The sequence below is a fragment of the Nocardia wallacei genome (assembly GCF_029868745.1).
GTDB classification, from domain to species: domain Bacteria; phylum Actinomycetota; class Actinomycetes; order Mycobacteriales; family Mycobacteriaceae; genus Nocardia; species Nocardia wallacei_B.
Genome location: NZ_JARWOP010000210.1, coordinates 1 through 1554, shown reverse-complemented (window position 1 = coordinate 1554; position 1554 = coordinate 1). Strand labels below are relative to the sequence as shown.

The 1554-nt window shown below is 69.9% G+C and carries 2 protein-coding genes; both read right to left on the bottom strand.

Translation table 11 applies throughout. The features are described from left to right. Positions 1–711: ABC transporter ATP-binding protein (locus QH470_RS17765; protein WP_280273495.1), on the bottom strand; the 711-nt coding region annotated here is incomplete at its 3' end. Positions 712–797: 86 nt separating this feature from the next. Continuing rightward, entirely contained in the window at positions 798–1151 is a 354-nt protein-coding gene (locus QH470_RS17760; protein WP_280273494.1) for a hypothetical protein, read from the bottom strand. Positions 1152–1554: the final 403 nt, after the last annotated feature.

Here is a 1554-nt window from a genome sequence, read left to right as displayed (position 1 = left end):
CCCGGGGGGGGGGGGCGGGGCCGGGCCCTGCCCCACAACCCCCCCCCCCCCCCCGGGCCGGGGCCTATCCCCCCCCCCCACGTCGGAGAGGAACACCGCCTCGCCGATGCCGTGCGTGACCATCAGTGTGGTGGCGGGCTTCTCGGTCCAGATGCGCAGCAGCTCGAGGTTCAGGCGCTGGCGGGTCATATCGTCGAGCGCGCCGAACGGTTCGTCCAGCAGCAGCACGGATGGCTGCACGACCAGCGCCCGTGCGATCGAAACCCGTTGCCGCATACCGCCGGACAGCTGCGCGGGCTTCGCCTTCTCGAACCCTTCCAGGCCGACGAGTGCGATCAGATCGGCGATCGACTCCCGGTCCACCGGCAGCCCGGCCACCTGCAATGGCAGCTTGATATTGGATTCCACACTGCGCCAAGGCAGTAGCGCCGAATCCTGGAAGGCGATGCCGAACCCGTGGCGGCGGCGCAGCTCGGCCGGGGTGGCGCCGTCGATCCGGGCGGTGCCGGCCGAGGGCGTTTCCAGACCGGCCAGGATGCGCAGCACCGTCGATTTCCCACATCCGGACGGGCCCAGCAGCGACAGGAACGTGCCCTGCTCGGTGTGCAGATCCACCGCGTCCAGCGCCTGCACCGACCGGCGGCCGACCCGGAACGACTTACCGAGGCCGCTGACATGAATGCCCGTGCCCGCGGCCGGTGTACTACTCATGTCGTCACACTAGGAGCAACCGGTTGCACGGATATTGCGAATCGGCGCTTCAGGTTAGGGATTGGTAACAGCCGCGTTCCGGTCGATCACCACCCATCGGGTTCGAACCAATCCCGCGCCGCGCGGCGGAACAGCAGCACGATCACCACCACCGAACTGAGCGGGCCGAGCCAGCCCGGCGGGTGGCCCCCGCTGATCGACGGGACGGTCCACAGCATGTTCAATCCCGCGAGGAAAATCGCGCCGATCCGGATGCCGCCGCCCACCGCCGCGCCGAAGGCCAGCGCCGTCAGTCCCAGCAACCAGGTGGGCACGAACGACAGCGACGTGATCAGCGCCGAGCGTCCGCCCAACAGCCAGCCCGCGGCGCCCGTACACACCAGGCCGATCGCGGCCATCCCCACCGCCACCACCTGCGCCACCCGCACCGACACAGGCATCCGGTAAGTCTCACTCGCCGGCTCGCCCCCGGCCTCGGACATCGGTCCTCCCTCTCGCTCACGACGCCGACTCGCCGCTGCCGCGCACGCCCCGGCATGGTTCGCCAGATAATCGCTCACGGACTGATTGGACGGCAGCACTGTACCGCGCGGCCACGGACATCCTGGGACAACCCGCTGAATGCCCACTCTCATCACGCCACACAGCAACTAGTCCGCAATAACAATCACCCCACCCTCATCCCCTCCCACACTTCCCATTACATCCCCCGCCGCGCTCCACTCTGCGCCACCTTGGCACGCACCCCATTCCGCCACCCCCCCCAGCGCCCCCATTCGCCCCCCCCCCCCCCCCCGCCCGTTCGGCCACCCCCCCCCCCCCCCCCGAAGGTCAGACCCGCCC

What these genes read in the sequence shown, in the direction of transcription:
- QH470_RS17760 (WP_280273494.1), bottom strand. Translation starts at nt 1,151, where the DNA reads ATGCCTGTGTCGGTGCGGGTGGCGCAGGTGGTGGCGGTGGGGATGGCC.